The 26,147-nt window shown below is 73.9% G+C and carries 23 protein-coding genes; 11 read left to right on the top strand and 12 right to left on the bottom strand.

The features are described from left to right. Positions 1-96: 96 nt before the first annotated feature. The 3 genes from ABZT47_RS05460 to ABZT47_RS05450 are packed head-to-tail and all read left to right on the top strand — an operon-like array spanning position 97 to position 4,913. On the top strand, positions 97-3,099 hold the full coding sequence (locus ABZT47_RS05460; RefSeq protein WP_354836463.1) for a glycoside hydrolase family 2 TIM barrel-domain containing protein: 3,003 nt from the start codon (positions 97-99) through the stop codon (positions 3,097-3,099). Between the two features lie 48 nt (positions 3,100-3,147). Then, entirely contained in the window at positions 3,148-3,867 is a 720-nt protein-coding gene (locus ABZT47_RS05455; RefSeq protein WP_354836461.1) for a thiamine pyrophosphate-binding protein, read from the top strand. Beyond that, on the top strand, positions 3,786-4,913 hold the full coding sequence (locus ABZT47_RS05450) for a thiamine pyrophosphate-dependent enzyme (RefSeq protein WP_354836459.1): 1,128 nt from the start codon (positions 3,786-3,788) through the stop codon (positions 4,911-4,913). The genes ABZT47_RS05455 and ABZT47_RS05450 overlap by 82 nt, the downstream gene beginning before the upstream one ends. 411 nt (positions 4,914-5,324) lie before the next feature. On the opposite strand, the gene ABZT47_RS05445 is transcribed toward ABZT47_RS05450, so the two are convergent. The 8 genes from ABZT47_RS05445 to ABZT47_RS05410 all read right to left on the bottom strand — a co-directional run bounded on the left by ABZT47_RS05445 (position 5,325) and on the right by ABZT47_RS05410 (position 14,316). Further along, a complete protein-coding gene (locus tag ABZT47_RS05445) occupies positions 5,325-5,879 on the bottom strand; it encodes a hypothetical protein (RefSeq protein WP_354836457.1) in 555 nt (184 codons plus the stop codon). Positions 5,880-6,339: 460 nt separating this feature from the next. Continuing rightward, a complete protein-coding gene (pcaD, locus tag ABZT47_RS05440) occupies positions 6,340-7,674 on the bottom strand; it encodes a 3-oxoadipate enol-lactonase (RefSeq protein ID WP_354836455.1) in 1,335 nt (444 codons plus the stop codon). Further along, positions 7,671-9,263, bottom strand: a complete 1,593-nt coding sequence (gene pcaB / locus ABZT47_RS05435) for a 3-carboxy-cis,cis-muconate cycloisomerase (protein ID WP_354836453.1) — start codon at positions 9,261-9,263, stop codon at positions 7,671-7,673. The genes pcaD and pcaB overlap by 4 nt, the downstream gene beginning before the upstream one ends. Positions 9,264-9,546: 283 nt before the next feature. After that, positions 9,547-10,119 carry a protocatechuate 3,4-dioxygenase subunit alpha gene (gene pcaG / locus ABZT47_RS05430; RefSeq protein ID WP_354836451.1) on the bottom strand — a complete coding sequence of 191 codons (573 nt, stop codon included), beginning with the start codon at positions 10,117-10,119 and terminating at the stop codon, positions 9,547-9,549. 346 nt (positions 10,120-10,465) lie between these two features. Further along, a complete protein-coding gene (gene pcaH, locus ABZT47_RS05425) occupies positions 10,466-11,311 on the bottom strand; it encodes a protocatechuate 3,4-dioxygenase subunit beta (RefSeq protein ID WP_354836449.1) in 846 nt (281 codons plus the stop codon). Positions 11,312-11,321: 10 nt separating this feature from the next. Then, positions 11,322-12,503, bottom strand: a complete 1,182-nt coding sequence (locus tag ABZT47_RS05420; RefSeq protein WP_354836447.1) for an acetyl-CoA C-acyltransferase — start codon at positions 12,501-12,503, stop codon at positions 11,322-11,324. A gap of 108 nt (positions 12,504-12,611) precedes the next feature. Continuing rightward, complete coding sequence (locus tag ABZT47_RS05415) at positions 12,612-13,361, bottom strand: CoA-transferase (protein ID WP_354836445.1); 750 nt, start codon at positions 13,359-13,361, stop codon at positions 12,612-12,614. Positions 13,362-13,473: 112 nt separating this feature from the next. After that, positions 13,474-14,316 (bottom strand): CoA transferase subunit A, encoded by an 843-nt coding sequence (locus tag ABZT47_RS05410; protein ID WP_354836443.1) that lies wholly within the window; start codon positions 14,314-14,316, stop codon positions 13,474-13,476. 308 nt (positions 14,317-14,624) lie between these two features. Between ABZT47_RS05410 and ABZT47_RS05405 the strand changes: the two genes are divergently transcribed. The 4 genes from ABZT47_RS05405 to ABZT47_RS05390 all read left to right on the top strand — a co-directional run bounded on the left by ABZT47_RS05405 (position 14,625) and on the right by ABZT47_RS05390 (position 17,358). Further along, positions 14,625-15,056, top strand: a complete 432-nt coding sequence (locus ABZT47_RS05405; RefSeq protein ID WP_354836441.1) for a hypothetical protein — start codon at positions 14,625-14,627, stop codon at positions 15,054-15,056. A gap of 31 nt (positions 15,057-15,087) precedes the next feature. Then, the gene (locus ABZT47_RS05400; RefSeq protein ID WP_354836439.1) at positions 15,088-15,810 is read left to right on the top strand and encodes a family 1 glycosylhydrolase; all 723 of its coding nucleotides are present in this window, start codon (positions 15,088-15,090) and stop codon (positions 15,808-15,810) included. Next, positions 15,807-16,580, top strand: a complete 774-nt coding sequence (locus ABZT47_RS05395) for an alpha/beta hydrolase (protein ID WP_354836437.1) — start codon at positions 15,807-15,809, stop codon at positions 16,578-16,580. The genes ABZT47_RS05400 and ABZT47_RS05395 overlap by 4 nt, the downstream gene beginning before the upstream one ends. A gap of 127 nt (positions 16,581-16,707) precedes the next feature. After that, on the top strand, positions 16,708-17,358 hold the full coding sequence (locus tag ABZT47_RS05390; protein ID WP_354836581.1) for a formylglycine-generating enzyme family protein: 651 nt from the start codon (positions 16,708-16,710) through the stop codon (positions 17,356-17,358). Positions 17,359-17,511: 153 nt separating this feature from the next. Here ABZT47_RS05390 and ABZT47_RS05385 read toward each other — a convergent pair whose 3' ends face one another. Further along, positions 17,512-17,844: a cupin domain-containing protein gene (locus ABZT47_RS05385; protein ID WP_354836435.1), complete on the bottom strand. Its 333-nt coding sequence runs from the start codon at positions 17,842-17,844 to the stop codon at positions 17,512-17,514. 71 nt (positions 17,845-17,915) lie between these two features. Between ABZT47_RS05385 and ABZT47_RS05380 the strand changes: the two genes are divergently transcribed. Next, the gene (locus ABZT47_RS05380; RefSeq protein ID WP_354836433.1) at positions 17,916-18,866 is read left to right on the top strand and encodes a helix-turn-helix domain-containing protein; all 951 of its coding nucleotides are present in this window, start codon (positions 17,916-17,918) and stop codon (positions 18,864-18,866) included. Positions 18,867-18,878: 12 nt separating this feature from the next. Here ABZT47_RS05380 and ABZT47_RS05375 read toward each other — a convergent pair whose 3' ends face one another. After that, positions 18,879-19,433 (bottom strand): cellulose-binding domain-containing protein, encoded by a 555-nt coding sequence (locus ABZT47_RS05375; protein ID WP_354836431.1) that lies wholly within the window; start codon positions 19,431-19,433, stop codon positions 18,879-18,881. Between the two features lie 930 nt (positions 19,434-20,363). Here ABZT47_RS05375 and ABZT47_RS05370 point away from each other — a divergent pair. From ABZT47_RS05370 to ABZT47_RS05360, 3 genes are read left to right on the top strand one after another with little or no spacing between them, the layout of a single operon-like run. Then, positions 20,364-21,083 (top strand): response regulator transcription factor, encoded by a 720-nt coding sequence (locus tag ABZT47_RS05370; RefSeq protein WP_354836429.1) that lies wholly within the window; start codon positions 20,364-20,366, stop codon positions 21,081-21,083. Further along, positions 21,062-22,516: a HAMP domain-containing sensor histidine kinase gene (locus ABZT47_RS05365; protein WP_354836427.1), complete on the top strand. Its 1,455-nt coding sequence runs from the start codon at positions 21,062-21,064 to the stop codon at positions 22,514-22,516. Before ABZT47_RS05370 ends, ABZT47_RS05365 begins: the two co-directional genes overlap by 22 nt. A 9-nt stretch (positions 22,517-22,525) precedes the next feature. Then, positions 22,526-23,500, top strand: coding sequence for a TAXI family TRAP transporter solute-binding subunit (locus ABZT47_RS05360; protein WP_354836425.1), 975 nt, complete (start codon positions 22,526-22,528; stop codon positions 23,498-23,500). Positions 23,501-23,718: 218 nt separating this feature from the next. On the opposite strand, the gene ABZT47_RS05355 is transcribed toward ABZT47_RS05360, so the two are convergent. After that, the gene (locus ABZT47_RS05355; RefSeq protein WP_354836423.1) at positions 23,719-24,765 is read right to left on the bottom strand and encodes a methyltransferase; all 1,047 of its coding nucleotides are present in this window, start codon (positions 24,763-24,765) and stop codon (positions 23,719-23,721) included. A 29-nt stretch (positions 24,766-24,794) separates the two neighbouring features. Further along, complete coding sequence (locus tag ABZT47_RS05350) at positions 24,795-26,012, bottom strand: cytochrome P450 (protein WP_354836421.1); 1,218 nt, start codon at positions 26,010-26,012, stop codon at positions 24,795-24,797. Between the last annotated feature and the right edge of the window lie 135 nt (positions 26,013-26,147).

Genomic DNA, 26,147 nt, shown 5'->3' with positions numbered 1-26,147 from the left:
ATGCCGTCGGGGTGGTGTCGCGGGGGAGAGGCGGGGCGTTAGCGTCGTGGTGCACCGGTTCATCCACGCCGACGACCGACGACCAGAGGACCAACAGTGACGAGCGACCTGCCCGCCCTGATCTCCGATGATCTGTCACCCGAGGGTACGCCTCCCTACCTGACCTGGACCGGGCCGCCGGTCGGCACCCGGGCCCCGCGTACCGCGCCGGCCTGCCCGGGCCCGCGCCTGGACCTCGACGGCCCCTGGCGGTTCCACTGGGCCGCACGGCCCGGCGAGGCGCCGTCCGGGTTCGCCGATCCGGGGTTCGACGACGGCGGCTGGGACGAGCTGCCCGTGCCCGCCCACTGGCAGCTCCACGGCTACGGCCGCCCCTGGTACACCAACATCCAGTACCCCTTCCCCGTGGACCCGCCGCACGTGCCCGGCGACAACCCCACCGGCTCCTACCGGCGGCGGTTCCGGCTGGGCGCGGACTGGCTGGGCGCCGTCGCCGCCGGCGGACGGGTCGTGCTGCGCTTCGAGGGCGTCGACTCCACGGCCGCGGTGTGGCTGAACGGCGGCCCGCTGGGCCTGGTCGTCGGGTCCCGGCTGCCCGCGGAGTTCGACGTCACCGCCCACGTCCGCGAGGGCGACAACGTCGTGGCGGTGCGCGTGCACCAGTGGTCGGCGGCCAGCTACCTGGAAGACCAGGACATGTGGTGGCTTTCCGGCATCTTCCGCTCGGTCGCCCTCGAACTGCTGCCCGCCGGGGCTCCGTCGGACGTCGTGGTGCACGCCGACTACGAGCCGGGCACCGGCCACGGGCTGCTGCGCGTGGAGTGCGACGTGCCCGCCACGGTGGAGATCGCCGAACTCGGCCTGTCCGGCCGCACCGGCGAGGACCTCCCGGCCGGCCCCGTCGAACCGTGGAGCGCCGAGGCGCCGCGGCTGTACGAGGCGGTGGTCGCCACCGAGACCGGGCGGGTGGCGGTCGCGGTCGGCTTCCGCCGCGTCGGCGTCGACGGCGGGGTCTTCACGGTGAACGGCCGCGAGGTGCTGCTGCGCGGGGTCAACCGGCACGAGTTCCACCCCGAGCGCGGGCGCGCGCTCACCTTCCAGGACATGCTCGACGACGTGCTCATCCTCAAACGGCACAACGTCAACGCCGTGCGCACCTCGCACTATCCGCCGCATCCGCACTTCCTGGACCTGTGCGACCGCCACGGGCTGTACGTGATCGACGAGTGCGACCTGGAGACCCACGGCTTCGAGGCCGGGGGCTGGCAGGGCAACCCGTCGGCCGAGCCGATGTGGCGCGACGCGCTGGTCGACCGCATGCGCCGCATGGTGGCCCGCGACCGCGACCATCCGAGCGTCGTCATGTGGTCGCTCGGCAACGAGGCCGGAACGGGCGCCGGCCTGGCCGCGATGTACGACTTCGCCAAGCGGGCCGACCCGTCGAGGCCCGTCCACTACGAGGGGGACCAGGAGACCCGCTGCAGCGACGTGTGGTCGCAGATGTACCCCGCCACCGAGGCGGTCGCCGCCGTCGCCGCCCGGTCCGAGCCGCCGCTGCCCGACTTCGCCCAGGACGCCGCCCGGCGCGGTAAGCCGTACCTGTTGTGCGAGTACGCGCACGCCATGGGCAACGGCCCGGGCGGGCTGCTCGCGTACCGCGAGCTGATGGAGTCCAGTGACCGGTGCATGGGCGGGTTCGTGTGGGAGTACATCGACCACGGCCTGGCCGCCGCCGACGACCGGGGGAGGCCGATCTTCGCCTACGGCGGGGACTTCGGCGAGTCGCCGCACGACGGCAACTTCGTGTGCGACGGGCTGATGTTCGCCGACCGGACGCCCTCGCCGGGCATGGTGGAGTACGCCAAGGTCATCGAGCCCGTGCGCGTGGAGGCCGCCGGGCCGGCACGGCTGCGGGTGCGCAACGTCCAGGACCACATCGGCCTGTCCCACCTGGAGTTCGGCTGGACGGTCGAGGCCGGCGGCGTCGAGGCGGGCAAGGGGACGCTCGCCGTGCCGGACCTCGCGCCGTGGCAGAGTGCCGAACTCGACGTGCCCGAGGAGGCGGCGGCCCTCGCGGGCTCGGATGACCGCTTCCTGACCGTGACCGCCCGGCTGTCCGCCGCCACCTCCTGGGCCCCCGCCGGCCATGTGGTCGCCCGCACCCAGCTCCCCCTTCCCGACCCCGCCCCGGCCCCCTCGCCCGAGCCCGTCCCCACCGTCCCGGCCGCCGTGACCCCCGCCGGCGCGCGGCCCGTCCGGGAGGCCGGCGGACTGCTGCGGCTCGGGTCCGCCGTCTTCGACCTGACCCGGGGCGAGCTGCGCGAACTGGCGGGCATGCCCGTCGCCGGCCCCCGGCTGGAGCTGTGGCGCGCGCCCACCGACAACGACCGGCTCGGCCACCGGCCCGAGGGGGCGACCACCGCGGCCATGTGGGAGGCGCTCGGCCTGCACCGGCTCACCCACCGGCTCGTCTCCGCCCAGGAGGAACCCGGCGGCGTCGTCTTCACCGTCAGGACCGCGGCGGCCGGGCTCCGCGACGGCGTCCTGACCCGCTACCGGTGGCGCGCCGCCGGGGACACCCTCGCCGCCTCGATCAGCCTCACCCCGCAGGGCGCGTGGGCCTTTCCCGTCGCCCGGCTGGGCTGGACCTTCGAGCTGCCCGCCGCGCTGGATTCGGTGACCTGGCTCGGCGGCGGGCCCGGCGAGGCGTACGCCGACACCCGGGCGGCCTCCCGGTTCGGCAGGTACACCGCCGCGGTCGCCGACCTGCACACCCCCTACGCCCGGCCCCAGGAGAACGGGCAGCGGCTCGACGTCGCCTGGGTGGAGCCCAGCGGCCCCGAGGGCGGGATCCGGGTGTCGGGAGAGCCGCGCTTCGGGTTCACCGCGACCCGCTTCTCGCCGCGGCGCCTGGCGGGCACCGCGCACCAGGGGTCCCTGGAGCCGGAGGACGTGCTGTACCTGCACGTCGACCTGGCCCAGCGGGGCATCGGCTCGGCGTCGTGCGGCCCCGCGCTCCCCGGCCGGCACGAAGTCCTGCTCACCCCGGTGACCTTCCACCTCTCCCTGAGCCCCGCTACGGTGAAACGTGGGTCATGAAATGGCGCCGCATTGTTTAGCGCCCCCATAGTGGGCATCCCGCGAGGTATGACGCAGATCGCCTCGGAAGTACTCGTCCAACGGCTGATCGCCTGGGGTGTCGACACGGTGTACGGCCTGCCCGGCGACGGCATCAACGGCATCATGGAAGGGCTGCGCCGGCACGCCGACCGGATCAAGTTCGTCCTGGTCCACCATGAGGAGGCGGCCGCGTTCATGGCGGTCGGCCATGCGAAGTCCACCGGCCGCATCGGGGTGTGCCTGGCGACCTCCGGGCCCGGCGGCATCCACCTGCTCAACGGACTGTACGACGCCAAGCTGGACCACCAGCCGGTCCTGGCCATCACCGGCATGCAGGAGACCAGCGTCCTCGGCACCGCCTACCAGCAGGAGGTGCGCCTGGACCAGGTGTTCGCCGACGTCGCCGAGTACAACCTCGTCGTCGACAACCCCGCCCAGCTCCCGGGGGTGGTCGACCTCGCGATCCGCACCGCCTACGCCCGGCGCGGGGTCGCCCACCTGACCGTGCCCAACGACGTCCAGGTCGCCGACGCCGACGCCGACCCCTACCAGCACATGGGCCCGGGCGCCCCGCCCCGCACCGCACCGATCTACCTCGCCCCTCCGGGCGTGCCCCGCGCCGAGGACCTGCGGGCCGCGGCCGAGGTGCTCGACGCGGGGAGCGGGTGGCGATCCTGGCCGGGGCGGGGGCCCTGCACGCCCGCCGGGAGGTGCTGGCCGTCGCCGACGTCCTCGGCGCACCGGTGATCAAGACCCTGCCCGGCAAGGCCGTCATCCCCGACGACTCCCCGTACGCGGTCGGCGGCATCGGGCTGCTCGGCACGCGGCCCGGCGAGGACCTCGTCGAGGACTGCGACACCTTGCTCATGGTCGGGACGAACTTCCCCTACACCAAGCACCTTCCCGAACCCGGCAAGGTGCGCGTGGTGCAGCTGGAGGCCGACCCGGCGCGGGCCGGCGCGCGGCTGCCCACCGAGGTGCCGATGATCGGGGACGCCAAGGAGGGGCTCGCCGCGCTGCTGCCCCTGCTGACCCGCAAGCACGACCGCGGCCACCTGGAGAAGTACCAGAAGGCCATGGACGGCTGGCGGCGGCGGATGGCCGACCTGGAGTCGCCCGGCCGCGACCCGATCGCCCCGCAGTACCTCGTGGCGTGCGTCGACCGCGCCGCGTCCGACGACGCGATCCTGACCTGCGACTCGGGCACCATCGCCACCTGGGCGGCGCGGCACTGGACCATTCGCGGCGACCGCGGCTTCTACCTGTCGGGCAATCTCGCCTCGATGGCCCCCGGGCTGCCGTACGCCATCGCGATGCAGCACGCCCACCCGGACAGGCAGGTGATCGCCTTCGTGGGCGACGGCGGGTTCGCGATGCTCATGGCCGAGTTCCTCACCGCCGCGCGGTACGGGCTGCCGATCACCGTCGTGGTCAACAACAACGGCTCGCTGGGGCAGATCCTGTGGGAGCAGATGGTCCTCGGGTTCCCCGAGCACGGCGTCCGCTTCGGCGCCCCGGCATCGGACTTCTCCGGGTGGGCGCGCTCGTGCGGCGGATACGGCCGCAAGGTCACCGACCCTGGCGAGCTCGCCGGCGCGGTGGCCGAGGCGCTCGCCCACCCGGGGCCGGCGCTGCTCGACGTCGACGTCGACCCGAACGAGCCGCCCATGCCCGGCAAGGTGGAGTACCAGCAGGCCAAGAAGTTCGCCCAGGCGTTCCTGCGCGGCCAGCCCAACAAGGCGGCCATCGCCACGACCCTGTTCAAGGACCGCATCTCCCACCTGGGTCACTGACCCGGATGTCCTGCCCGGTCACCCGCCGCCGTCACCATGACCCCGGCATGGGAACGTGACGCCCCGGCGCCCGGCCCGGCCCCCGGCCGGTCCACCATGGCGGACCGGCCGGGACGTGAACGGTGCCGGGACGTGAAGGCCGCGACGTGGACGGCGCCGGGATGTGGACGGCGCCGGGATGTGGACGGCGCCGGGACGTGCAGGTCGGGACATGAAGGCGGTCGGGACATGAAGGCGGTCGCGACGTGAACGCGGTCGCGACGTGATGCCCGCCCGGCCGTGGGCGACGAGGCCCTCACGGTGCCCCGCGCCCGGACCCTCGGCCGCGCGGTGGCCGGGGCCCGGCCGGGCCTCGTGGGCCCGGCCGGTTCCCGGATGCCGGGCGTGTCCCCGGGCTTGTCCCTGTGGACCCTATTCGACCCTCCGCGCGGCGTCTTTCTTTGCGACGGGCTTCTCGTGCTTGACGTGGACCTCGTGCGAGTGCGCCTTCTCCGGCTTGTGGCGGAACCAGTCCCTCGCGTCCCGCCGGAGCGACTCGCGTGCCTCGTTGAAGCTGTGGAACCGGCGCATGTGCCGCGTGTGGTAGATGTCATCGGCGAAATGACCGTTGTGGTAGTGCCGGTGGTGGCCGTGGTGCCCGCGGCCGCCGCCTCCGCCGCCGCCCCCGCCGTACACGTCGTAGACGTCGGTCTTGCCGTGCTCGGGCTTGTAGGCGTGATGCTTGTAGTGCTTGTGCGGGCGCTTGACGTAGTGCTTGCGGGCTTCCTTTCTGGGCTTCTTCTCGGGAACCTCGCCTCCGCCTCCGCCCTCGGGCGCCGACGGGAACGCGAAGTCGACCTGGGAGCCGTCCTCGGAGGTGCCGGGGTTCGAGTCGGCCTGCGCGGGAAGCGCCGGCGCCATGAGCACCCCGGCCGTCATCGCCGCGCCGATGTACACGGACAGGGACCGGCCGTTGATCCTTCGCATCAAGGACCGCCTGTTCTCAGGTGAGATAATCACCTAACTACCCCCCAATTAGTTAAGGCAGCGAATTGCGCTTTGTATCACCATAATGGCGGCACATAGCTGAACTACCCCCATATTGCGGCGGCAACACAGATGATTAATGGGGCCAACTATGGCGACTGCCGGTTAATACGGCAAAAGGGGTATGGCGCCGACGGGTCATTTGCGCGGTATATCGGATGAAGGGCTTTATATCCCCATAACTGGGACCACTCGCGCGCGACCCCCGTCCCAGCCGCCCACCAGCGGGACACTGCTCTCGGCCGTCCACCGGCCGTGCACCAGCGGGACATCGGTCCCGGCCGTCCACCGGCGAGACGTACGGCCGGCGCGTGCCGCCCGGGTCCGCTCCGCACGCCTTCGGTGGACTTTGGAGCGGACCCTCGGGCCGGCGTCCTCTCGCGGCGGCTGGCCCGCCTGGTCAGCCGGTGGTGGGCGGAGGCTGTCCCGCCTCTTCGCCGAGCACCCGGTCGGCGACGGCGAAGGCACTGTTGGCGGCGGGGACGCCGCAGTAGACGGCCGTCTGGAGCAGGACCTCCCGGATCTCCTCCGGGCTGAGACCGTTGCGCAGCGCCGCGCGCACGTGCATGGCCAGCTCCTCCAGGTGGCCGCGCGCCACCAGAGCCGTGAGCGTCACGCAGCTGCGGGCACGCCGGTCGAGCCCGGGGCGGGTCCAGATCTCCCCCCAGGCGTAGCGGGTGATGAAGTCCTGGAACGGCGCGGTGAAGTCCGTCGTGCGGGCGATGGCCCGGTCGACATGGTCGTCTCCCAGGACCGCACGCCGCACGGCCATCCCCTCGGCGTACCGCGCCCCGGCGTCCACGGGGCCTGCATGCTCCACGGGCGCGGCGACGCTCTGGGCGGTGGGTGCGGCGGGCGCGGTCGCAGGGACGGTCGCGGAAGCGATGTCCGGGGCGGAAGCGATGTCCGGGGCGGAAGCGATCTCCAGCCCGTAATCGGTGTACAGGGCGGGGGACAGGTGGGCGAGCAGGGCGGCCAGGACGGGGCCGGGGCGCTCGACGCCGGCCAGGTGGGCGGCGTGGCCCACCTCGGTGAGCGAGGCTCCCGGGATGCCGTCGGCCAGCTCGCGGGCGTGGCGCGGCGGAGTGGCGGGGTCGTCGCGTCCCGCGACGACCAGCGTGGGCGCGGTCACGCGAGGCAGATCGGCGCGCAGGTCGTAGGCTGCCAGCGCGTCGCAGCAGGCCGCGTAGCCCTCCGGGTCGGCGGCGCGAAGGTCCTCGGTCAGCGCCCGGGCCGCCGGCGCCCGCGCGAACGCCGGGGTGAACCACCGCGCGGCGGCGACGTCGGCCACCGGGCCGGTGCCCTCGGCCCGCACCAGTGCGGCGCGTTCGCGCCAGCTCTCCGGTTCGCCGAACCGGGCCGAGGAGCACACCAGGGCGAGCGAGGTGACCCGCTCGGGGTGGTGGACGGCCAGCCACGCGCCGACGGCCCCGCCCAGCGAGACGCCGGCGTAGGCGAAGGCGTCCAGGCCGAGCGCGTCGGCCAGGTTCAGGACCAGGCGGGCGAGGTCGGCGACGGTGGTGGCGCCCGGCGTGGTGCTGGGCAGCAGATCGGCGGGGGAGCGGCCGTGCCCGGGCAGATCCCAGCGCACGACCCGGTGGTGGCGGGCCAGCACCGGCACCTGCGGGTCCCAGACGGCGAGGCTCGTGCCCAGCGAGGGCCCGAGGACCAGCGGCGGCGCCGAGTCCGCCCCGTCCACCCGGTGGGCCGGCGGGCGCGGCGCGGCGGCGGTCATGACGTCCTCTCGATGGTGCGGAGGGCCCGGTCGACCAGAGCCCCGGCGGAGCCCAGGTACCGCGCCGGATCGGCGAGCGCCCGCAACTCCTCCCACGACACCCCGGTGTTCTTGTCGGACGGTCCGTCGTCTTCCCCGGGTGTCCTGGTGTTCTTGTCGGACGGTCCGTCGTCTTCCCCAGGTGCCCCGGGGTTCTCCTTGGACGACCCGGCGTCATCTCCTAGTGGCGCCGCGTCCCGCCCGGAGGCGGCGGCGTCCTGGTGGGACAGGGCGGCCGCCCCGTGCGGTTCGGCGGCGAGGGCGTCATGGCGGGACAGGAGGGCCGCCACGTCCGGTTCGGCGGCGAGGGCGTCGGCCAGGTCGATGCCCTCCTCGGCGGCGCGGCGGGAGGCGCGGGTCACCGCACGCTTCGCGCGGTCCCTGCCGATCGAGGCGGCCAGGGCGATGCTCAGGTGCTCGGCCGCCACCAGGCCGCCGGTCATGCCGAGGTTGTCGCTCATGCGCCGGGGGTGGACCCGGAGCCCCTCGGCCAGCTCCGCGGCCTCCCGGGCGGCCCCGCCGACCAGGCGGATCGCCTCGCGCGCCGGCTGCCACTCGGCGTGCCAGGCGCCGGCCGGACGCTCGTCCTCGGCGGCCAGCGAGCCGTGCAGCACGCCGGTCAGCGCGGGGACCTGCCGCGCCGCGGCGGCGATGAGCACCGCGCGCACCGGGTTGGACTTGTGCGGCATCGCCGAGGATCCGCCGCCCTGGCCCTCCGCCACCTCCCCGGCCTCGGTGCGCGACAGGACGAGCACGTCGGCCGCCATCTTGCCGAGCGCGCCCGCGGTGAACGCCAGTGCCCCCGCGAGGTCGGCGATCGGCGCCCGCAAGGTGTGCCACGGGAGCACGGGCTCGGTCAGCCCGGTCTCGGCCGCGAAGGCGGCCAGCAGCCGCACCCCGACGTCACCCTCCCGATGGGCGGCTCCGGCCCGCACGCTCGCGTAGGCGTGGAAGGCGGCCAGGGTGCCGGCGGCGCCGCCGAGCTGGGCGGGCAGGCTCGCGCGTACGGCGGCCAGCCGGTCGCGGGCGCCGGCGGCCAGGGTCAGCCAGCCGGCGGCCTTGAGGCCGAACGTGGTCGGCACCGCGTGCTGGGTGAGCGTGCGGCCCGCCATCGGGGTGTCGCGGTGCGCGGTGGCCAGCTCCGCCAGCGCCCGCACCGTCCGCCCGAGGTCGGCCAGCACCGGTTCGAGGGCGCGGCTCGCGACGAGCATCAGCGCGGTGTCCCAGATGTCCTGGCTGGTGGCGCCGCGGTGGACGTACGGGGCGGCCTCCGAGTCGCGCGCCGCGACCGCGGCGGTGAGGTCGGCCACCAGCGGGATGACCGGATTGCCGCCGGAGCGGGCCCGCGACGCCAGGTCCCTGACGTCGTACCGTGCCGTCTCGGCCGCCGCGGCCGTCACCGCGGCTGCCGCGGCGGCGGGGGCGAGCCCGACCGCCGCCTGGGCGCGGGCGAGGGCCGCCTCGGCGTCCAGCATGCCCCGGACGAACGCGGCGTCCCCGGTCGCCGCCTCGACCTGAGAACCCGCCCAGACCGGTGCGAGCAACCCCACATCCGCCCAATCCGAGCCGACGGTCGCGGACGGTCCGGCCGGATCGGACGGGGTCTCCACGGAGGCGGCGGCACCCGGGGTCGGGCGGGCCGCCGGTTCGCCGGGGCCTGGCCGGTCGGCGGCATCGGAGGACTTCGCGGAGGCGGCGGCGTCCGACGTCGGGCGATTCGGCGGTTCGCCGGGGCCGGGCCGGTCAGCGGCCGGGTCGGCGGGGTCGGGTGTCTTCGCGGAGGCGGTGGCGCCCGGGGTCGGGCGGGTCACCGGTTCGCCGGGGCCTGGCCGGTCAGTCGAAGGCAAGGAACACCGTCTCCTCGTGGACACCGTCGTGCTGCAGGCGGATGTCGAACCCGTAGACCTTCTCGCGTTCGGCCACGGCGAGCAACGTGGCCCGCCGCTCCTGCGGCAACGACGCCAGCAGCGGCTCGGTGGCGGGGTCGGCGAGGTCGGGCAGGTAGACGCGGGTGAACAGGTGGTGCAGCAGGCCGCGGGCGAAGACGCACACCGAGATGTACGGCACGCCGCCCGGCGGGAGCGTGCGCACCGCGTAGTGCCCGTCGGCGTCGGTGGCGACGCGCCCGAACCCGGTGAAGTCGACCCCGGTGCGGCCGATGACGGCGCCGGTGACCTGGTCGCGGCGCAGCGACCCGGGAGCTCCCGCCCGCGACCCGTCGGCGGCGGGCTGCCAGAACTCCAGCATCGCGTCCGGGACGGGCGACCCGGCTCCGTCGAACACCCGGCCGTGGACGGTGACCGTGCCGGGATGCCCGGCGGGGGCCATGTCCTCGCCCTTGGCGAACGGCAGTGCGTAGCCGTAGAAGGGGCCGACGGTCTGCGACGGGGTGGGCTGCCGCGTCATGGGGCCTCCTCGATGGGCCGGACGATGGACGGGGGTGCGGGCAGAGCGGACAGGTGGGCGCCGGGCCGTGAACGGCGGGGGTCTGAGCGGAAGAGCGAGTGCGGGCGGGTCACCGCGCCGGTTCTGTCCAGGCCGCGGCGGGACCGGACAGGACGATGTCCCAGCGGTGGCGGTAGCGGCTCTGTCCAGGTCGTGCCGGGATCGGACCGGACGCTGTTCCGGCGGGGCGGTTCGGTCGAGGTCGCGCCGGGATCGGACCGGACGGTGTCCCGGCGGGGCGGTTCGGTCGAGGTCGCGGTGGGATCGGACCGGAAGATGTCCCATCGGTGTCCGAGTGGGCGGGTCATCAGGCCGGTTCGGTCCAGGTCGCGGCGGGGCCGGACAGGACGATGTCCCAGTGGTATCCGAGCGACCATTCCGGGGTCGACAGGTCGTGGTCGTACCGGGCCACGAGGCGCTCGCGGGCCGCGTCGTCGGTCACCGACTGCATGATCGGGTCGAACGCGAACAGCGGGTCGCCCGGGAAGTACATCTGCGTTATCAGCCGCTGCGTGAAGGCGGAGCCGAAGACCGAGAAGTGGATGTGCGCGGGCCGCCAGGCGTTGTCGTGATTACGCCACGGGTAGGCGCCCGGCCTGATCGTCGTGAAGGCGTACCGGCCCTCGTCGTCGGTCAGGCAGCGGCCGACGCCGGTGAAGTTCGGGTCCAGCGGCGCCGGATGCCGGTCGCGCTGGTGGGCGTAGCGCCCGGAGGCGTTGGCCTGCCAGATCTCGACGAGCTGCCCGCGCACCGGCCGGCCGTCCCCGTCGAGCACCCGTCCGGTGAGGTGGATGCGCTCGCCCAGCGGCTCCCCGTGATGCTGGCCGGTGAGGTCGGCGTCCAGGTCGGTGACGTCGGTGACGCCGAACACCGGGCCGCTCAGTTCCACCGCCTCGGGGTCGCCGACCGCCACCAGGTCGTGGCGCGGGTGACGTAGCAGGCTGCTGCGGTAGGGCGGATAGCCCCGCGCCGGGTGGTCCCGGCGGGCCGCGCCGCCCTCGACGGCCTTGACATAGTCCTGCCGTGCCTGCGTGATCTCCGCGCTGATGATCTCCTGGGTGACCGGCGCGGCGGCGCCGGCCGGCGGTCCGGCCTCGCGCGCGTTGCCGGCCGGTGCGGGGACGGCGGGAGACGGCTCGGGGGTGGTGGGCATGTGTCTGTCGCTACCTTTCCAGGACCAGGGCGATGCCCTGTCCCACGCCGATGCACAACGCCGCGAGCCCGGTGCCGGAGCCCGCGGCGGCGAGCTGGTGGGCGACCGCCCCGGCCAGGCGGGCCCCGGAGGCGCCGAGCGGGTGGCCGATGGCGATGGCGCCGCCGCGGGGGTTGACGACGGCCGGGTCCAGGCCCGGCCACTCGGCCAGGCATCCGAGGGCCTGCGCGGCGAACGCCTCGTTGAGCTCGAAGACGGACAGGTCCCCGAACCCCTTGCCCGCCCGGGCCAGCGCCCGCCGGACGGCTTCGACAGGGCCCAGGCCGTAGTACTGCGGCTCGACGCCGGTGACGGCGGAGGCGCGGACGCGGGCGAGCGGCTCGCGCCCGACGGCCCGCAACCCCTCCTCGTCGCACAGCAGCAGCGCCGCCGCGCCGTCGTTGAGCGGCGAGGAGTTCCCGGCGGTGACGGTGCCGCCGTCGGGGCGGAAGGCCGGCGCGAGCCTGGCCAGGGACTCCATCGAGGTGTCGTCGCGGATCGCCTCGTCGCGCGGCTGCTCCACGCCCTCCACGGGGACGACCTCGCCGGCGTAGGCGCCCTCCCGCCAGGCGCGGGCCGCCTTCTGGTGGCTGGCCAGGGCGAAGGCGTCCTGCCGCTCGCGGCTGATCCCGTACTTGCCGGCGATCAGCTCGGCGCCCTCGCCGAGCGCGACCGTCCACTCGGCCGGCATGCGCGGGTTCACCATGCGCCAGCCGAGCGTGGTGGAGTACATCTCCGGGTGACCCGCAGGGAACGCCCGCTCGGGCTTGGGCAGGACGTAGGGCGCGCGCGACATGGACTCCACGCCGCCGGCCACGACGATGGAGGCGTCCCCGGCGGCGACGGCGCGGGCCGCCTGGACGACGGCCTCCATCCCCGAGCCGCACAGCCGGTTGACCGTCGTGCCCGGGACGGTGACCGGGAGCCCGGCCAGCAGGACGGCCATGCGGGCGACGTCGCGGTTCTCCTCGCCGGCCCCGTTGGCGTTGCCGAAGAACACATCGTCGATGCGGGCGGGGTCGAGGTCCGGGCTGCGGCCGGCGATCGCCCGGACGACGTGGGCGGCCAGGTCGTCCGGGCGGACCTTCGACAACGCGCCGCCGTACTTGCCGAACGGGGTGCGGACGGCGTCGACGATGTACACCTCGCTCACTGGCGCACCGATCTCTTGCCGGTGGTCATGAGACTCATGCGCGGCCCTCCTTGTGAAGACGGGTGGACGGACGGCCGGGAACGCCTGGCGCCGGGCGCGGCCGGCATCTCAGGCGGCCTTGAGGGTGCGCAGGGTCGTGAGCTCGGCGTCGGTGGGGGGCGGGGTGGTGGCGACGTGGTCGGCCGTCTTCAGTGGCCAGCCGGTTGCGGCGCGGGCCTGCTCGACCGTCACCCCGGCGTGCAGCTCGGTCAGGACCAGCTCGGCGGTCCGCGGGTCCGGGCGCAGGACGCCGAGGTCGGTGATGACGGCCACCGGCCCCCCGCCGCGCAGGCCGAGCCGTTCGCGGTCGCCGCGCCCCGTCCCGTGGCCCACCGAGGTGGTGAAGTCGAGCCGGTCGACGAAGTTGCGGGTCGAGTGGCGCAGCACGATGAACACCTCGCGGCAGCTCGCCGCGATCTCCGGTGCCCCGCCCGCGCCGGGGAGCCGTCCCTCGGGCCGGCCGGGGCCGCGGTCGATGACGGTGGTGTTGATGTTGGCGAACCGGTCGAGCTGGGCGGCGCCGAGGAACCCGACGTCGATGCGCCCCGCCTGCAGCCAGTAGTTGAACACCTCGGGGACCGAGACCACCGCGTCGGCCGTGTCGGCCAGCTCGCCGTCCCCGATGGACAGCGGCAGCCGGGCGGGCTTGGACCCGAGCGCGCCGGACTCGTAGATCAGGACGAGGTCGGGGCGGCAGGTGCGGCGGGCGAGGTTGGCGGCCGTGCTCGGCAGGCCGATGCCGACGAAGCAGGTGCGCGCCCCGGCCAGGGCGCGGGCCGCGTTGACGGTCATCACCTCGTCCGGCGTCCAGTCGCTCATCGGGCGCGGGCTCCTTCGCTCTGCGCGGCCGTGCCGCTCCGGATCGTGCGGGCCGTCATCGGGCGCGGGCTGCTTCGCCGCGCGGCCGTGCCGCCGGAGATCGTGCGGGCCGTCATCGGGTGGGGGCGTCCTGGCTCGCGGGAGCCGGCGCGTCGTGCGTGATGTTCTCCCTGAGCCATGTGGCGAACCTCTCGCGGTCGCGGGAGATCGGGTCCCACGCCTGGTAGAAGTCATTGTCACGGACGGAGTAGCCCGCCGCGTAGGAGGGGTGGGCGCCGCCGGGCGCGGGGGCGACCGCGGTGATCGCCCAGCCGGGCAGGACGACGGCGCCGGGGCGCGGCCGCAGCTCCTCGACGATCTCCTCGACGGTGACCAGCACCCGGCGGGCGGCGAGCGCGGCCTCCTTCTGCACCCCGGTGAGCCCCCAGAGCTGGACGTTGCCCTCCCGGTCGGCCTGCTGGGCGTGGATGACGGTGACGTCGGGGTTGAGCGCCGCGACGGCCGCCAGCTCTTCGCCGGTGAACGGGCAGGTCACGGTGGCGACGGTGTCGGTGCGGCCGGCGAGGTCGGTGCCGCGGTAGCCGCGCAGCACGGCGAAGGGGAGCCCCGAGGCCCCGGCGACGTAGCGGTTGGCCATGCCCGCGTGGCTGTGCTCGTCCACCTCCAGCGGACGGGGCCAGCCGTTCTCCACCGCGTCCCGGAACCGGTGCAGCGAGCCGACGCCCGGGTTGCCGCCCCAGGAGAACACCAGTTTCCTGACGAGCCCGGCGCCGATGAGCTGGTCGTAGATCACATCGGGGGTCATCCGGATCAGCGTCAGGTCGGTTATCCCCTGCCGGATGACCTCGTGGGCCGCGGCGAAGGGGATGAGGTGGGTGAAGCCCTCCATCGCGACCGCGTCGCCGTCGTGGATCAGCTCCGCCACCGCTTCCGGGAGCGTACGGATGTCAGCCAATGTCCCTCGTCCTCGCGTCGGCGCGGCCAGAGCCCTCTCGACGCGCTGTCGGATGATCGTGAGAGTGTTCGCCTGGCGAACAGATGTTCATTATAGTGCCCCCAAAGTCTGGTCTCCGGCCCCCGGCCCTGTCAACGACACCCCGGCGTCCCACCCCGAACGGGCCGCCCGCGCCCCTGCCCGAGGAGGCGTCCGGCGCCGGGCGCATCAGCCCTCCACCCCGTGTCCGGGCAGGCCGCACCCCTGTGTCCGCGGTCGGCGAGAGATCAAACCTTGCGATGTTTCTATGGTTTTGAGACGCTGCGATGGTGGACGCCACGAACACACCGCGCGGCCGTGACCTGCTCATCGCCGCCAGGGCCGTCGCCGTCGCCCTCGGCCACACCGCCGCCGAGGTCACCGAACTCGCCGTCGAACTCGGCCAGGACGGCCGCCGCGACTGGCAGACCGCCGAACTGCTCCTGGCGGCGCTCGCCGAGCTGGCCCGCCGCGACCCGGGCCGCCGCGACCTCGTCGGCGCCGTCGAGGCCGGGGAGATCCTCGGCGTCTCCCGGGCCCGCGTGCACCAGCTCGCCGAACGGCCGGACTTCCCCGCGCCGCTCTGCGTCCTGGCCGCCGGCAAGCTGTGGGCCCGGGCGGACATCGCCGCCTTCGCCGCCCGCTGGCACCGCCGCCCCGGCCGTCCCCGTAAGCCCGCCGAAGGCCGCGCCGTCCTCCAGTTGCCCGCGCTTCCGGGTTGACAGCGGTCCGGGGCGCGTCTAAGCACCAGGTATGCCCAACCTGAGCGCCTTCCCGCCGGAGTTCCTGTGGGGCGCGTCGTCGGCCGGTCACCAGATCGAGGGCGGCAACCTCGCCAGCGACTTCTGGGAGATGGAGCACGCCTCCGGCACCGTCTTCGCCGAGCCGAGCGGCGACGCCTGCGACGGCTACCACCGCTGGCGCGAGGACGTCGGCCTGCTGGCGGGCATCGGGCTCAACGCCTACCGCTTCAGCCTCGAATGGAGCCGCGTCGAGCCGGAGGAGGGGCGGTTCTCCCGGGCGGCCATCGACCACTACCGGCGCGTCGTGGAGGGCTGCCACGAACGCGGCGTCACCCCCGTGGTGACCCTCCAGCACATCACCGTCCCGCGCTGGTTCCGCCGATCGGGCTGCTGGACGGGGCCGCAGGCCGCCGCCCGTTTCGCGCTCTACACCCGTGAGCTCATCGGACCGCACGGCCCGCTCCCCGTCCCCGAGGGCGCGGAGACCACCCAGATCGGCTGGGAGTACTACCCGGAGGCCGTCGGTGGCGCGGTCCGGCACGCCGCGACGGTCACCGGGGGCATCCCCATCCTTCGCGATCGCCAGAAGCGGCCGCCTTCCCGGGCCGTGACCTCACGCGACCCGCCGGATCACCCCGGCGCCGGGGCTGGGAGGATTCGGCCATGCCTACTTTCGCCGCGTACGACGGTCTCGATGTCGCCTTCCAGGTTCACGGCGATGGACCTCCGGTGATCTGTCTGCCCGGCGGTCCCATGCAGGACCCGGCCTACCTCTCCGACCTCGGCGGCCTGTCCGCCCACCGGCGGCTGGTCATGGTGAACCTCCGGGGCACCGGCGGGTCGGCGACGCCCGCGGACCCCGCCACCTACCGCTGTGACCGCCTCGTCGACGACGTCGAGGCCCTCCGCGAGCATCTCGGGCTCGACCAGGTGGATTTGCTCGCCCACTCCGCCGGGGCCAACCTCGCGGTGCTTTATGCGGCCCGCCACCCCGAGCGCGTCAGCAGGCTCGCTCTGATCACCCCGAGCACCATGGCCGTCGGCGTCGCCGTGACCGGCCACGACCGCCGCGAGGCCGCGCGGCTCCGCGCCGGCGAGCCGTGGTTCCCCGAGGCCTTCGCGGCCCTGGAAAGGGTCACCGAGGGCAAGGCCAACGCCCAGGACTGGGAGGCCATCGTGCCCTTCTGGTACGGCAGGTGGGACGCGGAGGCGAAGGACCACCACGCAGCCGAGGACGGGCAGCGCAACGACGAGGCCGCGGGCGTCTACGCCGCCGAGGGCGCCTTCGATCCTGACGCCACGCGCGCGGCGCTCGCCGGGTTCCAGGCGCCGGTCCTGCTGCTTGCGGGGGAGGCGGACGTGGCCGCCCCGCCGTCCGCCATGGCCGAGGTCGCGGCGCTGTTCCCCGGCGCCACGCTGGTCGTCCAGCGCGGGGGCGGCCACTTCCCGTGGCTCGACGACCCCGGCCGCTTCGTGGCGACCACCGCCGGGTTCCTCGGATGAGGGTCCGTCCACGGCGGAACGCGGCAGGCCGGCCCGGCCGGACGCCGGGAGAACACCCTTCCCGCACGCCGCCGGGGCCGGGCCGCGACGGGAGCACCTGCCCATGGAGGTGAGCGAGCGGACCGGGATGCTCGCCGTCCCGCCGGGGCGGGTCACCCTGTCGGACCGGCGCACGCGGCGCGACTGGACGGTCGAGGTGGCGCCCTTCGAGCTCGCGGCGGTCCCGGTCACCCAGGCGCTGTACGCGCGGGTCACCGGCCGGCGGCCGGGCGCGGCGCAAAGCGACCGGTCGCCCGTCGAGAGCGTGTCGTGGTGGGACGCGCTCCGGTTCTGCAACACCCTGTCCGAGAGCGAGGGACTGGCGCCCTCCTACCGCCTCCATGGCGATGAGGAGGGCGCCGAGTGGGAGCCGGCCTCCGGCGGCTACCGGCTCGCGACCGAGGCCGAGTGGGAGCACGCCTGCCGTGCCGGCACGACGGGCGCCCGGTACGGGACGCTGGACGAGATCGCCTGGCATCGCGGCAACTCCGGCGAACGACCGCACGACGTGGGCGGCAGGCGTCCCAACGCGTGGGGCCTGTACGACATGCTGGGCAACGTCTGGGAGTGGTGCTGGGACCTCTACGACCCCGAGGTCTACGGCACCTACCGGGTGCTGCGCGGGGGCGGGTGGTTCGACGAGCACTGGAGCTGCCGCGCCTCGGTACGGCGCCGCAGCCACCCGACGCTGCGCATCGACGACGTCGGCTTCCGCCTCGCCCGCTCCCTCCCGCGCTGAGCCCCGTCCCCGCGCGGCGGCGGCCCGAAGTCGGTGCCGGGCCGGCGGCCCGGTCGCGCGGCGCCGCGGCCTCGATGCTCCGGCAGGTGCGGAGTGGGATTCGACGTGGCCGCCGCCGGGGGGCGTGCTCTGGTTCGCGAATGGTCGGATGATCTACCCTTCCGGGTAGAAGAGGAACAGGGTGCAGCCTGTCCTCGTCTGCGGGACGTGCGCGGAACCCGCGGGGGCGTGGATGAAGGAACCGGCCGGGTAGTCCCGGTCGCCGTCGTTGAAGACGCCTGAGACCACGAAGACCTCCTCGGGACCCGGTTCGTGGACGTCCACCCCGCGCCAGCAGGTGCCGGCGTCCATCTCCAGCACGGCGGCCTTCGCGCCGTCGTCCCCGGTCCACAGCGGACGCGCGCGGATGCCGGGGAACAGTTCGCGGACCGGGGCGTCCTGGACGGCCGACCACACGTAGCCGGGTGTGTTCCGTTCTGTCGTCATGCCGCCAGCCTGGCGGCGGGCGGCCGTCCCTGCCGAGTGTCAGGAAAGACATCCTGCGGTACTTTCCTGCCATGCATCGCGTGGTGGCGCTCGTCCGCGCACCGCAGTCCACCTTCGAACTCGCGTGCGCGGCCCAGGTGTTCGGGATCGACCGGCCGGGGCTGCCGGTGCGGTACGCCTTCGGCATGTGCACCGAGCACCCCGGCCCGGTCGCGACCTGCGCCGGGTACGACATGCTCGTCACCGATGGGCTGGAGGCGCTCGACCGGGCGGACACCGTGGTCGTCCCGGGCTGGCTGCCCGCCGATGAGCCGCCCTCGGCCGAGGTCGTCCGGGCGCTGCGCCGCGCGCACTCCCGTGGAGCGCGGGTGGCGAGCATCTGCTCCGGCGCCTTCGCGCTGGCGCACGCCGGTCTGCTGGACGGGCGGCGGGCGACCACCCACTGGGCGCTGGCGGCGGAGTTGTCCGCGCGGTTCCCGCGGGTCCGGGTCGACCCCGGCGTTCTGTACGTCGACCACGGTGACGTGGCCACCAGCGCCGGCGCCGGGGCCGGCTTCGACCTGTGCATGCACCTGGTCCGCGGCGACCAGGGCGCCCGGTACGCCGCCCATATCGCACGCACCATGGTCATGCCGCCCCACCGCGAGGGCGGGCAGTCGCAGTACGCGGCGCCGCCACACCCCGCGCAGATCGACGGCACGCTCGCGCCGCTGCTGGAGTGGATCACCGGGCGACTCGCCGAACCGCTGACCATCGAGAGCATGGCCGCGCACGCGGGCGTCTCGACGCGCACCCTCGCCCGGCGGTTCGCCGATCAGCTCGGCGAAAGCCCGGGACGGTGGCTGCTCGCGCGGCGCATCGCCGCGGCACGCGACCTGCTGGAGTCCTCCGACCTGGCTGTGGAGGCCATCGCCCGCCGCGTCGGCCTCTCTTCGGCCACCAATCTGCGCAGGCGGTTCCTCACCACCCTTGGCACGACGCCCGGCGCCTACCGCCGGGCGTTCCGCGCCGGACCACGATGACGTCGGTCGTGGTCACGCGAGACCCCGCGGAGTGGGCGGCGCCGGGTCGCCGATGGGGGTGCGCGAAGGCGTGGGGAGGGGCGGGACCGGGTCGCCGGTCGGCGACGGGGTGGGCACGGGCGGGCCGGCGCACACCACGCCGTTGAGGGAGAAGGAGGACGGCACAGGGTTGGCGCCGGGCGAGTCGGCGATGAAGCCGATCAAGGTGCTCGCGCCCGTGGCGAGCGAGCCGTTGTAGGAGACATTGGAGGCGGTCACATCGCCGCCGGTCTGGGTGTAGACGGCGTTCCACTTGTAGGCGATGGTCTGCCCGGCGGTGAAGGACCAGGCCAGCCGCCAGCTCGTCAGGGCGTCACCCAGGTTGGTGATGGTGACGTTCGCGGTGAACCCGCCGCGCCACTGGTTGGCGACGACGTAGTCGACCCGGCATCCGGCTGCGGCGGAGGCCGGTCCTGTCGCGGTCAGGGTCGTGGCGGTGACACCGGACGCGGCGAGCGCGAGCGCCAGGAGGACCTCCCGGCGTCGGCGGCGCGTCGGAACGGAACCGGCCTGCGTTTCGGCCTGCATGGTGGACCTCCAGTGCGAGAGCGATGGTCGATCACCGAGGTGCGGTGTCACCGAGGTGCGGTGTCACCGAGGTGCGGTGTCACCGAGGTGCGGTGTGCGGTGTCACGGGGTGCGTGTCGCGGTGTGCGGTGTCACGGGGGGCGGTGTCATGGGGTGCGTGTCATGGGGTGCGATGTAACGGAGCGCCGTGTCATGGGGATCCGGTTCCGGCGCCGACCCAGGTGCGAGGTCGCCGGGGTGGAGGTGCCGGATACGGAAAGTCGCGGGGGACGCCGGGTGGGTGCGGTGCCGGGTGGCGCCTGATTGTCACCGCGCGTCGCCGGATGGTCAACGCCGGTTCGCCGGGCGGGAGGTCGCGGACGGCGGACGCGCTGCTTCGGGCGTGCCCGTGCCGTCGTGCCCGATGAAACGTGCAGCGATCGCTTCGCGCGCTCACCGACAATCTTTTTGATTCGCCTCATCCTGCCGAGAGGTATTGCACCGGGGACGTCATGTGTGATCGGTGGCGGTGGTTTAACGGTGTGTGGCATCCGATATACCGACCTTTCCAGATATGTGGACTGGTTGGTCACGGCCGTGTCACGCGCACCTGCAAGCGGCGGTATTTTGAGCGCCCCTCGTATATCTCTTGGCCGACAAAACGGACAACGGTGATCTGACGCCCTCTTGACGACCGGCCGGTACGGGCCTCGCACCCCAGAGTGCGGCGGGGCGCGCGCGGGCCGGTGGCGGCGAGCCGGCCGCCGGGACCGCTGGCCAGGTACTTCGCGACCGGCGGCGGCATCGGGCGTACGGGCGGCGCGCCCTTCAACCGAAGACCATTCGGTTGACGTTGTGATCTGACGATCAGTTAAGGCGTAAGATCATGGTCTTGGACAGGAACATATACCAGTATGGGATGATGAGTTCGCATTCATAACTGGGGGCGACATGCGGGTTCTTCTGATTGAGGACGACGAACGCATGGCAAAAGCCCTCGGCTCGTTGTTGAGGAACCATAGCCACGAAGTCGTGCACGCCGCGTCCGGCGCGGCGGCGCGGCAGGCGTTCGGGTACGACCTGATGCTCCTCGACCTGGGTCTTCCCGATGAGGACGGCCTGGAGGTGTGCCGTTCCATCCGCGAGTTCAGCGATGTGCCGATCATCATGCTCTCGGCCCGCGGCACCGAGCACGACCGGATCCTCGGCCTGCGCACCGGGGCCGACGACTACCTGGTGAAACCCTTCAGCATGGCCGAACTCGAGGCCCGGATGCAGGCCGTGATGCGCAGGCCGAGGACCGGCATGGTCGGCGCCGTCACGGTCGGTGACGTCGCGGTGGACCACGTCGCGCACGCCGTCCACCGCGCCGGGCACCCGGTGGCCCTCACTCGCAAGGAGTTCGCGGTGCTGTCCCGCCTGATCGCGAGCCCCGGCGAGATCGTCAGCCGCGACCACCTACTGCGGGAGATCTGGAACGACACCGGCCAGGCGGCGCGGCGGACCCTGGACGTGCACATCACCAACCTGCGCGCCAAGCTGGGCGCGCCCAACGTGATCCAGACCGTCCGCGGGGTGGGCTACCGCATCATCGTGCCCTCCGTTCCCGAGCCCACGCGCGCGGCCAAGGATTCGAGATCGGGCGAGCCGTGCGAAAACGCCTGGTGGTGATCTTCCTCTCCTGCATCGTGCTCACGTTGTTCTGCCTGGAGATCCCGGCGGCGATGATGACGGCCCAGACCGACACCCAGACCATGGTGCTGGACAGGCAGAGCGACACCGAGCGCTTCGCCCACCTCGCCCAGCCGGCCTCCGCCACCCGGCCGATGACCGACATCACCGCCGACCTGGACCGCTACCAGTTGCTGTACGGCGTGCGCGCGGTGCTGGTGTCCAGGGAGAACCGCATCGAGGCCGACACCCGGCGCGGCACCGGGCTCGGAGACGACGTGCGCGACGACATCGAGACGGCCCTGTCGGGCGAGCGGGCCAGCTCCCCCCAGCTCATCTGGCCCTGGGACGTGTCCTCCCTGGTCGTCGCCGTGCCCATCGTCGTGGACGGCGAGACCGTCGGCGCGGCCGCCACGATCTCCCCCACCGGCCACGCCCGCATGGAGACGCTGAGCTGGTGGACGCTCCTGCTCATGGGCGGGCTGGTGCTGCTCGGGCTGGCGCGGCTGGTCATGGAGCCCATGGTCCGCTGGATCCTGCGCCCGGTCAGCCAGCTCGACCAGGCGGCGAACGCGATCACCGCCGGGGAGCTGACCCGCCGCACCGACGCCTCCACCGGGCCGCCGGAGCTGCGCAACCTGGCCACGTCGTTCAACACGATGGCCAAGACGATCGAGCTGCTCATCGACAAGCAGCGCGCCTTCATCTCCTACACCAGCCACCAGTTGCGCACCCCGCTGGCGGTGCTGCGGCTCCAGCTCGAGGGCCTGTGCGAGGAGTACTCCTCCCGCGAGGCGCGCCTGGTGGAGACGCTGGAGGAGGTGGACCGGCTGACCGGCATCTGCGACGGCCTGCTCGCGCTCGGCCGGGCCGAGTCCGACACGGTCACCACCTGCGTGGAGGACGTGGGCGCGATCGCCACCGAGCGCGTGGTCACCTGGGAGGCGGTGGCGGCGCGGCGGTGCGTGCGCCTGCGCCGCACCGGAGAGCCGTCGGCGCGGGCGGTGTCCAGCAGCGGCATGCTCATCCACGTCCTGGACGCGCTCATCGAGAACGCCATCAAGTTCTGCGGGCACGGGACGACCGTGACCGTTCGGGTGGACCTCGAGCCGACGGCGGAGCCCGCCGACCCCGGCGGCTCGGTGGAACGCGGGCCGTGCGGAGGCGGCGCCGAGGCGGGCGAGCGGGGGTGGGTGGTCATCCGGGTCACCGACGACGGCGAGGGCATGCCGCCCGAGGCGATCACCCGCGCCACCGACCCCTTCTGGCGCGGACCGGGCAGCGAGAGCAGGCCCGGCTCCGGTCTCGGCCTCGCCATCTGCGCCACGCTGGTCTCCCGCATGGGAGGACGGTTCGAGCTGCGCGGGGCGGAGCCGTCCGGCGTCGACGCCCGCGTCCGCCTGCCGCTGCCGAGCGGCGACGCGTCTTCCTGAGGAGAGGCCATGCGGCTCACCCCGCTTCTAGCCCGGCGCAGTGCCCTGGCGCTGCCGCTGGTCCTGCCGCTCTACGGCTGCTCCGACGAGAGGCCACCACTGCGACGGGTCGTGGTGGCGACCGGCGGCCAGGGCGGCGTGTACTACGAGCTGGGCCGGGCGCTGGCGCACCACCTGCACGACCAGTGGGGCTGCCAGACCGAGGTCCGCGCCACCGCCGCGTCGGTGGAGAACCTGCGACTGGTCGCCGACGGCGCGGCCGACGTCGCCTTCGCCAGCCTGGACTCGGTCGCCCTCGCGCTCCTCGGGCTGCCGCCGTTCCAGCGGCCGATGAAGATCTCCGCGCTCGCGCAGATCTACGACGACTACGTGCAGCTCATCAGCCTGCGCGGCACCTCCGTCGACCACCTTTCCGACCTGGCCGGGCACCATGTCAGCGCCGGGGCGCCTGGCTCGGGGACCGAGCTGGTCGCCGAGCGGGTGCTGGCCGTCGGCGGCTTCGCGCGCCCGAGCCTGGCCCGCCTGGGCGTCGCCGACTCGGTGCAGGCGCTGCTGGGCGGGCATATCCAGGCGTTCTTCTTCTCCGGCGGCCTGCCCACGCCGGCCATCGCCGGGCTGGCCGACCTGCGGCCCATCCACATCATCCCGCTCGGCGACCACGTCGAGATCCTGCAACGGCGCTACCAGGGCGTCTACGTCCGCAAGACGATCCCGTCGGTGACCTACCACCTCAGCCAGGGCAGCGTCCCCACCGCCGGGATCCACAACCTGCTGGTCGTCAACGACCGCATGCCCCAGGCGGACGCGTACTGGCTGACCCGCGTGCTGTTCGAGGCGCGCGTGGAGTTCGCCGCGGCGCACGCCGAGGCACGGCACCTGCACCAGCGCACCGCCGTCTACACCGCGCCCGCTCCGCTGCACCCCGGCGCCGTCCGCTACTACCGCGAGGTCAAGCCGATGGCCGCCGCCACGACGGACGGGTGAACGCGCACGGCCACGGCCCGGCGCGCGGCAGAGCCACGGCCCCGGTCCCGCGGGCGGCAGAGCCGCGGGACCGGGGCCGCGCGCCCCGAACCGCCGGCCGCGAACGGCCCCTCGCGCCCGCCGGCCGTGAACGGGTCGGCCGCCGGTCGCGAGCCACCGACCGCGAGCCGCCGGTCGCCGCCGGTCGGTCGCGGTCGGTCGTGGGCGGTCGTGGGCGGTCAGTCGCGGGCGGCCACGAAGACCGTGTCGTCGCCGATGGTGTTGACGCGCACCGAGTAGGCCACCCGGTACCCCGCCTTCTCCGCCCAGTCGCGGATCTCCGCCACCGTGTACTCCGAGCCGCCCTCGCGGACCAGCCGCACGTTCAGGCTGGTGAGCAGCGGGTGCGGGTCGGTGCGCTCCTCGTCGATCATCTGGTCGTAGACCACCAGGCAGCCGCCGGGGCGGGTGGCGCGGAAGGCCTTCTCGATGACCATCTGCCGCACCTCCACCGGCCAGTCGTGCAGGACGTGCCCGATGACGACGACGTCGGTCTCCGGCAGGTCGTCGGTGAAGAAGTCGCCGGGGTGGAAGTCCACCCGGTCGGCCACGCCGAGCCCCGCCACGTGCTCCTCGAAGTGCGGGCGCAGCGCCGGCAGGTCGAACACCCCGCCCCGCAGGTGCGGGTGGCGGCCGACGATCTGCGCGGCGACGTTGCCGCGCGCGCCGCCGACGTCGATGAAGGCCCGGTGGCGCCCCCAGTCCACGCACCGCGCGACCTCGCGCCCGCAGAAGCCGTTGTGCGCGTCCATGTGGCCCATGAACTCCCGCGTGGCCGCCGCGTCGTTGTACAGCCGCGCCATCGCGCCCTTGTCGGCCAGACCGGCCGACTTCGGGCGGCCGTCGCGCAGCGCCTCGGTGAGCGACCCCCACATCGTGTAGTGGTGGCGCGCGCTCTTGGCGACCGTGCCGCCGATGTACTCCGGCGTGCCCGGCACCAGGAGCCTGGCCGTCGCCGGCGCGTTGGAGTACGCGCCCTCGCCGTCGCGCAGCAGCAGGCCGAGCCCGACGAGAGCGTCGAGGAAGTCGGCGGCCATGCGGGGATGCAGCCCGAGCCGCTCGCGGATCCGCGGCAGCGTCGCGGGGGCCTCCGCGAGCACCTCGAACAGCCCGAGCTCCACGGCGCTGTGGAGGGTCCTGGCCGCGGTGTAGGCGGTGTTGAGCCGGACGATCGCGGTGGCCGCCGCGACGTCGCTGCTGGGCGGGGCCGGGGGAGTCGTCGTCATCGGTGCCTCTTTCGATCGATGTCGCGGTGTCAGGGCTGGGGGATGAACGTCACGGGCAGGGCTTCCAGGCCGCGCACCACCTTGTTCGGCTGCCAGCGCGGCTCGCCGGCCAGACGCAGCCCGGGAAGCCGGCGCAGCACGGTGGCGAGCACGATCCGCGTCTCCAGCCGCGCCAGCGGAGCGCCCAGGCAGCGGTGGATGCCGTGCGAGAAGCCCAGGTGCGGGTTGGGGGAGCGGGTGATGTCGAACCGGTCGGGGTCGGCGAACACCCGCGGGTCCCTGTTGGCCGACTGGAAGGAGGTGATCAGCAGGTCCCCCTGCCCGATGGGGACCCCGTCCACGATCAGGTCCCGCTCGGCCACCCACGTGACGCCGCTGACGACCGGCTCGTACCGCAGCGCCTCCTCCACCGCCCCCGGCAGCAGGTCCGGCCGCGCGCGCAGCAGGTCGAGCTGGGAGGGGGCGGCCAGCAGCGCGTGCACGGCGCTCGCGAGGAACCAGATCGTGGTGGCGAAGCCGTTGACCAGCAGGGTGAGCAGCATCCGCAGCAGCTCGTCCTCGCTGAGCCGGTCCTGGCCGTCGCGGGCGGCGATGAGCGCGCTGGTCATGTCGGCGCCCGGCCGGGCGCGCTTGGCGGCGACCAGCTCGGTGAGGTACTCCCAGGACTCCGCGAAGGACCGGTCGCGGCCCTCCGGCGACTCCCCGTAGAGGAACCCGGCGGTGCGCCGCCGCACCTCGCCGTGCTCGTCCTCGGGCACCCCCAGCATCTCGGCGGTCACCGCGACCGGCAGCGGGCCGGTCAGCTCGGCGATCAGGTCGGCCTCGCCCCGCGCGGCGAAGCCGTCCACCAGGTCGTCGGCGACGCGCTGCACCCGCGCGCGCATCCCCTCGATCCTGCCGGTGGAGAACCCCTGCTGGACCAGGGCGCGCAGGCGGGTGTGGTCGGGCGGCGCGCTGTTGAGCGAAGGAGGCTCGCCCTCCTCCACCGGCTTGACCACCTTTCCCTCGGTGACCAGCGCGCGGACCGCGGCGTGCCGCAGCACCAGCCACGCCGGCACGTCCGGGAGGAAGGGATGCGGGATGGACGCCACCGCGTCGGACTCGCGCAGCCGCGCCAGCACCGGGTAAGGGTCGGCCTGGAACCCCGGCGCGTACGGGACGAGCGGCGCCGGCGGCTCCGCGCCGGGCGGCTCCGCGAGGGTGAGGGGCGCGGGGGGAACGGCGGCCGTGAGGGCGTTTCCGTCCATGTCTGGCTCCGAACGTGGGGGGGACGTCAGAGCACCGATTAAGGCTTCGCCTTCTCGAGGGGTGGACGAGAACGGTCGGAAACAGGCTGCTCGACCGCTGTTCGACCGGCGCTCGATGCGGCGCCGGGAACATTT

It is taken from the genome of Sphaerisporangium sp. NPDC005289 (assembly GCF_040607455.1).
Classification (GTDB): Bacteria; Actinomycetota; Actinomycetes; order Streptosporangiales; family Streptosporangiaceae; genus Sphaerisporangium; species Sphaerisporangium rhizosphaerae.
This window is presented reverse-complemented; position numbering and strand designations above follow the sequence as displayed.